This window comes from Streptococcus caecimuris (assembly GCF_943193075.1).
Classification (GTDB): Bacteria; Bacillota; Bacilli; order Lactobacillales; family Streptococcaceae; genus Streptococcus; species Streptococcus caecimuris.
In genome coordinates this window covers 1-7,755 of sequence record NZ_CALPCT010000035.1, presented here as the reverse complement: position 1 = coordinate 7,755, position 7,755 = coordinate 1, and the positions used below count along the sequence as shown (strand labels likewise).

Annotated in this window: 7 protein-coding genes; 5 read left to right on the top strand and 2 right to left on the bottom strand. The window is 42.2% G+C overall.

Going from position 1 to position 7,755, the window contains the following annotated elements; all coding sequences use genetic code 11:
• Positions 1–85 precede the first annotated feature (85 nt).
• Entirely contained in the window at positions 86–640 is a 555-nt protein-coding gene (locus tag NFR56_RS09585; RefSeq protein ID WP_070589038.1) for a GNAT family N-acetyltransferase, read from the bottom strand.
• 96 nt (positions 641–736) lie between these two features.
• Here NFR56_RS09585 and NFR56_RS09580 point away from each other — a divergent pair, with 96 nt between their 5' ends.
• Entirely contained in the window at positions 737–2,086 is a 1,350-nt protein-coding gene (locus NFR56_RS09580; RefSeq protein WP_251458786.1) for an MATE family efflux transporter, read from the top strand.
• 62 nt (positions 2,087–2,148) lie between these two features.
• On the opposite strand, the gene NFR56_RS09575 is transcribed toward NFR56_RS09580, so the two are convergent.
• A complete protein-coding gene (locus NFR56_RS09575; RefSeq protein WP_251458784.1) occupies positions 2,149–3,819 on the bottom strand; it encodes a formate--tetrahydrofolate ligase in 1,671 nt (556 codons plus the stop codon).
• A gap of 175 nt (positions 3,820–3,994) precedes the next feature.
• Here NFR56_RS09575 and NFR56_RS09570 point away from each other — a divergent pair, with 175 nt between their 5' ends.
• The 4 genes from NFR56_RS09570 (at position 3,995) to NFR56_RS09555 (ending at position 7,645) form a co-directional block, all read left to right on the top strand.
• Positions 3,995–4,672: a phosphopantothenate--cysteine ligase gene (locus NFR56_RS09570; RefSeq protein WP_134974471.1), complete on the top strand. Its 678-nt coding sequence runs from the start codon at positions 3,995–3,997 to the stop codon at positions 4,670–4,672.
• A 10-nt stretch (positions 4,673–4,682) separates the two neighbouring features.
• Positions 4,683–5,222 carry a phosphopantothenoylcysteine decarboxylase gene (gene coaC / locus NFR56_RS09565; protein WP_049490880.1) on the top strand — a complete coding sequence of 180 codons (540 nt, stop codon included), beginning with the start codon at positions 4,683–4,685 and terminating at the stop codon, positions 5,220–5,222.
• Complete coding sequence (locus NFR56_RS09560) at positions 5,219–5,779, top strand: ECF transporter S component (RefSeq protein WP_045759407.1); 561 nt, start codon at positions 5,219–5,221, stop codon at positions 5,777–5,779. Before coaC ends, NFR56_RS09560 begins: the two co-directional genes overlap by 4 nt.
• Positions 5,780–5,929: 150 nt before the next feature.
• Positions 5,930–7,645 (top strand): phospho-sugar mutase, encoded by a 1,716-nt coding sequence (locus tag NFR56_RS09555; RefSeq protein ID WP_134974472.1) that lies wholly within the window; start codon positions 5,930–5,932, stop codon positions 7,643–7,645.
• The last annotated feature ends 110 nt before the right edge of the window (positions 7,646–7,755 follow it).

Here is a 7,755-nt window from a genome sequence, read left to right as displayed (position 1 = left end):
GTAGAGCCCACTCAACCACTGCGTCTTGCTCGACAATCCAAAAATAATTGAGAGGCTAGGACTTTTGTCCCAGCCTCCTTCTTGTCTAGTGGTCACTAAAGCGTCTATATTTAATGCGGAAATCGAAATAATTTTCTTCCTGCAGTTTACGGAAAATATCGCGATAAGCCTCTTCGTCAAAGTGATCACCCCGATAGAGAATTTCAAAGCTCAGTCCTTCGTATTCTAAAAAGGCATTGGCAGTTTTAAATCCATTTCGCTTATAGAAATCCATCCGAGACTGACGTTGCTCTAGATTGTCACATTCTTCATCTAAACGTTCCACTTCAAGAATCATGGTTCTTTGGTAAAATTCTACCAATTTTTCAATGATTTCTTGACCATAACCATGGCTACGTAGGTGGGGCATAATGGCAAAGAAGCTAACATAAAAAACTTTCTGATTATAGATAGAAAAAGCAAATCCTACAAATTCTTCTTCGTTATAAAAAGCAAAAAAATTAGCATCGTCATTGTCCGTATAACGCAGGAATTCCGACAAAGGAACTCGCTCTTCTTCTGGAAATGCCTCGATATTCAGCCTCTCGACCTTGTCCAGATCTGGGAACGTTTCCGTGATTAATTGACTGGTTAAGCTCATAAAAGCCTCCTTTTCTGCCCTGATTATACCAAAAAATGTAAGGGCCTTCAACTATCGACGCTTGTCGCTGGTTCCTGAAGTTGGTATAATGACACTATGAAAAGAATTCAGCGTGTGGACCTCATAGATGGTCCTATTTTACCCGCTCTTTTGAGTTTTGCCTTTCCTATTCTTTTGTCCAATATCTTTCAACAACTCTACAATACCTCGGATGTCATGATTGTAGGGCGTTTTTTAGGTCAAAAATCTTTGGCCGCCATTGGGGCGACCTCTGCTATTTTTGATTTGATCGTTGGATTTGCTGTCGGTGTTGGAAATGGGATGGGGATTATTATCGCGAGAAATTATGGAGCCAAAAACGAAGACCAATTACGAAAATCAGTCGCCGCAACTGCTATTATTGGAGGTATCCTCAGTCTTTTCGTGGTCTTCATTGGTGCTGTTGGACTTTTTCCCCTGCTCCAGTTTTTAGGGACTCCATCAGCCATTGTGTCTCAGTCTTATCTCTATATCGCTACTATTGTTAATGGTGTGGCTGTGACCTTTGCCTATAATCTTTGCGCTGGACTTCTTAGAGCGGTTGGCGATAGCCTAGCGGCCCTCTATTTCTTGATTATCGCCGCTATTCTCAATATTCTTCTCGATCTTTATTTTATTACCCAACTTCATCTTGGAGTCCAATCCGCTGGAATCGCGACCATTATTGCGCAAAGTTTTTCCGCCCTTCTTTGTTTCTTTTATATCCGTAAAAAAGTGCCTTTTCTTCTACCCAGTCGCACCGATTTTGTGTGGGATCAAAAGCTCTATCAGGACTTGATCAGTCAAGGACTGACCATGGGTCTCATGTCTTCGATCGTCTCTATCGGAACCGTCATCTTACAATCAGCTATTAATAAGCTTGGAATGACCATCATTAGTGCCCAAATCTCAGCTCGTCGGATCATGTCCTTTGCCCTCCTGCCAATGACCGCTATTTCTTCTAGTATGACCACTTTCACCTCTCAAAACTTTGGTGCCAAGCAATTCCGACGGATTCAACAAGGCGTCAAACAGGCTTGTCTGCTCTCCCTCCTTTGGTCTGTCTTTGTTGCCATCCTCCTCTTCTTTACCAGTCCGTTCTTAACGAGCCTGATTTCTGGATCAACCAATCCTAATTTGATCGCAAATGCCAGTCTCTATCTGCAAATCAGCTCCTGCTTCTATCCGGTCTTAGGATGTCTCTTGATTCTAGGGAATTCTCTTCAAGGCATCGGCCGAAAATTGACCCCTTTGATTTCGAGCTTTATCGAATTAACAGGAAAAATTCTCTTTGTTCTCTTGATTATTCCCCATACAGGCTATATAGGAGTCATTCTGTGCGAGCCCTTGATTTGGGTTCCCATGACTCTTCAACTATGGTTTACCTATCATAAATCCAGTCATCAGCTTCTTGCATCATCAACCTAGACGAGTCCATAACAAAAGAACTTCTGTTCATTTGAACAAAAGTTCTTTTTGTATTTTTATAATTAGAACAAACCGATAGCCGTTCCATCAGCGGCCACATCCATGTTTAAAGCAGCTGGACGTTTTGGTAAACCAGGCATGGTCATGACATCCCCAGTCAAAGCGACAATAAAGCCTGCACCCAATTTTGGAACCACTTCACGTATAGTGATTTCAAAGTTTTCAGGAGCACCCAAGGCATTTGGATTATCAGAGAAGCTATATTGTGTTTTTGCCATACAGATTGGCAACTTATCCCAACCATTTTTCACGATTTGAGCAATTTGTGTCTTAGCTTTCTTCTCAAAATTCACCTTCGTACCGCGGTAAATTTCTGTAACAATCTTTTCAATTTTTTCTTCAACAGAAAGGTTGTTATCATACAAGCGTGTGTAGTAAGCTGGACTTGTTTCGATGGTTTTAACCAAGGTTTCAGCAAGGTCAACTCCACCGTCCGCACCATTCGCCCATACACTCGCAAGCTCAACTGGCACCTCAATTTCAGCACACAATTCTTTCAAAGCAGCAATTTCTGCTTCTGTATCTGTGATAAATTCATTGATAGCAACCACTGCAGGAATGCCAAACTTACGGATATTTTCAACGTGACGTTTCAAGTTGGCAAAACCAGCACGAACAGCCTCTACATTTTCTTCAGTCAAAGCATCCTTGGTCACTCCACCGTTCATCTTAAGAGCACGGAGAGTCGCAACAATCACAACCGCATCTGGTGATGTAGGCAAGTTTGGAGTTTTAATATCAAGGAATTTTTCAGCTCCAAGGTCAGCCCCAAAACCTGCTTCTGTAATCGTATAGTCAGCTAAATGAAGAGCTGTCGTCGTTGCTAATACAGAGTTACATCCATGGGCGATATTGGCAAATGGACCACCGTGAACAAAGGCAGGTGTACCATAGATGGTTTGAACCAAGTTTGGCTTGATCGCATCTTTGAGGATCAAGGCAAGAGCCCCTTCTACTTCTAAATCACGGACATAAACTGGACTACGATCATAGCGGTAACCAATAACAATGTTGGCCAAACGACGTTTCAAATCTTCAATATCTGTCGCCAAGCAAAGGATGGCCATGATCTCAGAAGCAACGGTAATATCAAAACCGTCTTCACGCGGAATCCCATTTAAAGGACCGCCAAGACCGACAGAAACATGACGAAGAGCGCGGTCATTCAAGTCCACTACCCGTTTCCAGATAATCCGACGTTGGTCAATTCCAAGCTCATTTCCTTGGTGCAAATGATTATCAATCAATGCTGAGAGGGCGTTATTAGCCGTTGTGATCGTATGCATATCCCCTGTGAAATGAAGGTTGATGTCTTCCATCGGTAGAACTTGGGCATAGCCACCACCAGCAGCACCACCTTTAATCCCCATAACCGGACCTAAAGAAGGTTCGCGAATGGCAATCATGGTTTTTTTACCGATTTTATTCAAAGCATCTGCTAGACCAATGGTAATGGTTGATTTCCCTTCTCCAGCTGGAGTTGGGTTGATCGCAGTGACTAAGATAAGTTTTCCTACTGGATTTTTCTCAACTTCACGAATCTTATCAAAGCTCAATTTCGCCTTGTATTTTCCATACAATTCAAGATCATCGTCAACCAAACCAATCTTCTTCACAACGTCCACAATCGGTCGGAGTTCAATGCTTTGAGCAATTTCGATATCTGTTTTCATAAGGGACTCCTTTATATTTGATAGATCTATTATACCTAAAATTCGCGAAAATAACATAGTTTTTCCACCTTTTGAATCTAACGTTCGTTTTTTATCTAAATTTTATGGCTACACATAGCTAATCCTAATAGCTTCAGAACTTTACTTACGTATCTTTTTTGTGTAAAATAAGCATATGCATATTTTAATTACATCAGGCGGAACGAGCGAAGCCATTGATAGTGTTCGTTCGATCACCAATCATTCCACCGGGAGCCTAGGAAAAATCCTTGCAGAAATGGCTCTTGCAAAGGGACATCAGGTGACCTTGATCACAACGCCTTCTGCGCTTAAACCCGATCCTCACCCACACCTTCGTCTTCTATTGGTCAAGAATGTCGAAGAACTTCTCACACAAATGAAAACGGAAGTCCCTCAACATCAGGTTTTGATTCACGCTATGGCTGTTTCAGACTACACACCTGTTTACATGACAGGCCTTGAGGAAGTTGAGAAGGCTCAAGACCTTCATACCTTTATCCATCGCGAAAATCAGGAAGCTAAAATCTCTTCCAAAGAAGAATACCAAGTGCTCTTTCTAAAGAAAAATCCCAAGATTATCTCGCTCGTCAAAGAATGGAACCCTGCTATTCAACTGATCGGCTTTAAGCTATTAGTCGACGTTTCTTCTGAAGAGTTGATCCAGGTGGCGCGTGAAAGCCTCGTTAAAAATCATGCCAGCATGATCGTTGCCAATGATCTGACCAAGATTCAGAACGGTCAGCATCAAGCCTATCTAGTGACAGATGATCAGGTCCTAGAAGCTTCTACGAAAACAGAAATCGCAGAGGCTATCCTACGTTATATCAAATAAAAAGGAACATATGACACACATTACTTTAGCGGTTACCGGTAGTATTTCCGCCTATAAAGCTGCTGATATTACCAGCCAACTAACCAAATTGGGCTTTGAAGTGAAGGTCCTCATGACTCCTTCAGCCCAAAAATTTATCACCCCTTTAACCTTGCAAGTTCTTTCAAAGAATCAAGTAGGGCTTGATGTTATGATGGAAGACGATCCACAGCGGATCGAGCACATCGACATTGGGAAAGAAACTGACCTCTTTCTTGTAGCGCCGGCCAGTGCCAATACCATTGCTAAATTGGCTATGGGACTTGCAGATAATATGGTCACAAGCACAGCTCTAGCCTTGCCTCAAAGGACAAAAAAATTACTGGCCCCTGCTATGAATACAAAAATGCTAGAACATCCCGCTACCCAACGAAATCTAAAGCTCTTACAAGACTATGGTTACCAGATTATCCAACCTCGTGATGCTGTTCTTGCTTGTGGGGACAAAGGTGCTGGAGCTCTAGCGCCTGTAGAAACTATTGTAGAAACTGTTAAGGAGAATTGTTTATGAGAAAATCATCTTCTATTTCACGAATTGCCATCTTTTTTGCGGTGATGATCACCATTCACTTTGTGACATCTTTCATTCTGCAATTTGTTCCATCAGGAATTCAACCAACCTTGGTTCATATTCCTGTCGTGATCGCCTCTATCATATACGGTCCACGAATTGGAGCTATCTTAGGACTCCTCATGGGACTCTTTAGCCTCACTATGAATACCTTGGTTTTAACACCAGCCAGCTATCTCTTTAGTCCCTTTGTCCCTCACGGGAATCTCTACTCCCTTATCATTGCCATAGTCCCTCGGATTCTCATCGGGGTAACCCCTTACTTCGTCTATCGCTGGATTCGTAATCGTACTGGACTTGTGATCGCTGGAATTGTCGGCTCTATGACCAATACTGTTTTCGTTCTAAGTGGGATTTATTTCTTCTTTGGCAACAGTTTTGGAGGGGGGATTCAACATTTCCTTGGCTTGATTGTCTCTACTAACTCACTCATCGAAGTCATTGCGACAGTACTCATTACCAGTGCAGTCGTTCCATCTCTTGAAAAATTAAAATAACCTTTCAAGCCAAGACCAATTTATCTTGGCTTTTTTTGATGGTGAATTAGCTCTATTTTTTTGAAAAGATTTACAATTATCGCTAGAATTTTCTGAAAAAATTTGCTATAATGTAAGCGATTAAATTATAAGCAAAAAGGAGACGCTTGCATGACCTATCAAGAAAACTACCAAAAATGGCTCAACTTTGCTGAATTACCAGCTTACCTTCGTGATGAGTTGGTCGCAATGGATGAAAAAACAAAAGAAGATGCCTTCTATACCAACCTAGAATTCGGTACAGCTGGTATGCGTGGATTAATCGGTGCTGGTACCAACCGTATTAATATCTATGTTGTTCGCCAAGCAACTGAAGGGTTGGCCCAATTAATCGACTCAAAAGGTGAGGAAGCGAAGAAACGCGGTGTTGCGATCGCCTACGACAGCCGTCACTTCTCTCCTGAGTTTGCTTTTGAATCAGCTCAAGTTTTGGCTGCTCATGGCATCAAATCTTATGTATTTGAAAGCCTTCGTCCAACACCTGAATTGTCATTTGCTGTTCGTCATCTCCACACATTTGCTGGGATCATGGTAACAGCTAGCCACAACCCAGCTCCATTTAACGGATACAAAGTATACGGTGAAGACGGTGGACAAATGCCTCCAGCAGATGCTGATGCATTGACAGATTACATCCGTGCTATCGAAAATCCTTTCACTGTACAATTGGCTGACCTTGAAGAAAGCAAAGCTAACGGCTTGATTGAAGTTATCGGTGAAAACGTCGACGCTGAATACTTGAAAGAAGTGAAAGGCGTTAACATCAACCAAGACTTGATCAATGAATACGGACGCGACATGAAGATTGTCTACACTCCACTTCATGGTACTGGTGAAATGTTGGCTCGTCGTGCTCTTGCCCAAGCTGGATTTGAAGCTGTTCAAGTTGTTGAAGCTCAAGCTGTTCCAGATGCTGACTTCTCAACTGTTAAATCTCCAAACCCTGAAAACCAAGCTGCCTTTGCTCTTGCTGAAGAGCTTGGTCGCAAAGTAGACGCTGATGTATTGGTTGCAACTGACCCAGATGCTGACCGCCTTGGTGTTGAAATCCGCCAACCAGATGGTTCTTATCTTAACCTTTCAGGTAACCAAATCGGAGCAATTATCGCTAAATACATTCTTGAAGCTCACAAAACAGCTGGTACCCTTCCTGCCAACGCTGCTCTTTGTAAATCCATCGTATCAACTGAGTTGGTAACTAAGATTGCAGAAAGCTACGGCGCAACCATGTTTAACGTCTTGACTGGTTTCAAATTTATCGGTGAAAAAATCCATGAATTTGAAACACAACACAACCATACTTACATGCTTGGTTTTGAAGAAAGCTTCGGTTACCTGATCAAACCATTCGTACGTGACAAAGACGCTATCCAAGCCGTTCTTATCGTTGCTGAAATCGCAGCTTACTACCGCTCACGTGGTATGACTTTGGCAGATGGTATCGAAGAAATCTACAAACAATACGGTTACTTCGCAGAAAAAACCATCTCTGTTACCCTTTCAGGTGTGGACGGAGCTGCTGAAATCAAGAAAATTATGGATAAATTCCGTGGCAATGCTCCTAAACAATTTAACAATACAGACATTGCTAAGACAGAAGACTTCTTGGAACAAACAGCTACTACTGCTGACGGCGTTGAAAAATTGACAACTCCTCCAAGCAACGTTCTTAAATACATCTTGGCTGATGATTCATGGTTTGCCGTTCGTCCTTCAGGTACAGAACCAAAAATCAAATTCTACATCGCTACAGTTGGTGAATCTGAAGCAGATGCTAAAGAAAAAATTGCAAATATCGAAGCAGAAATCAATGCTTTTGTAGGCTAAAACACGAGGCTGGGACAAAAGTCCTAGCCTCTTAATTATTTTTGGATTGTCGAGCAAGACGCAGTGGTTGAGTGGGCTCTACTACGCTGATTTTATCAGCTTTTACAGCC

Bases quoted from the DNA above. Each gene is read 5' to 3' on its own strand.
- NFR56_RS09585 (WP_070589038.1), bottom strand. From the start codon at position 640: ATGAGCTTAACCAGTCAATTAATCACGGAAACGTTCCCAGATCTGGAC.
- NFR56_RS09580 (WP_251458786.1), top strand. From the start codon at position 737: ATGAAAAGAATTCAGCGTGTGGACCTCATAGATGGTCCTATTTTACCC.
- NFR56_RS09575 (WP_251458784.1), bottom strand. From the start codon at position 3,819: ATGAAAACAGATATCGAAATTGCTCAAAGCATTGAACTCCGACCGATT.
- NFR56_RS09570 (WP_134974471.1), top strand. From the start codon at position 3,995: ATGCATATTTTAATTACATCAGGCGGAACGAGCGAAGCCATTGATAGT.
- coaC (WP_049490880.1), top strand. From the start codon at position 4,683: ATGACACACATTACTTTAGCGGTTACCGGTAGTATTTCCGCCTATAAA.
- NFR56_RS09560 (WP_045759407.1), top strand. From the start codon at position 5,219: ATGAGAAAATCATCTTCTATTTCACGAATTGCCATCTTTTTTGCGGTG.
- NFR56_RS09555 (WP_134974472.1), top strand. From the start codon at position 5,930: ATGACCTATCAAGAAAACTACCAAAAATGGCTCAACTTTGCTGAATTA.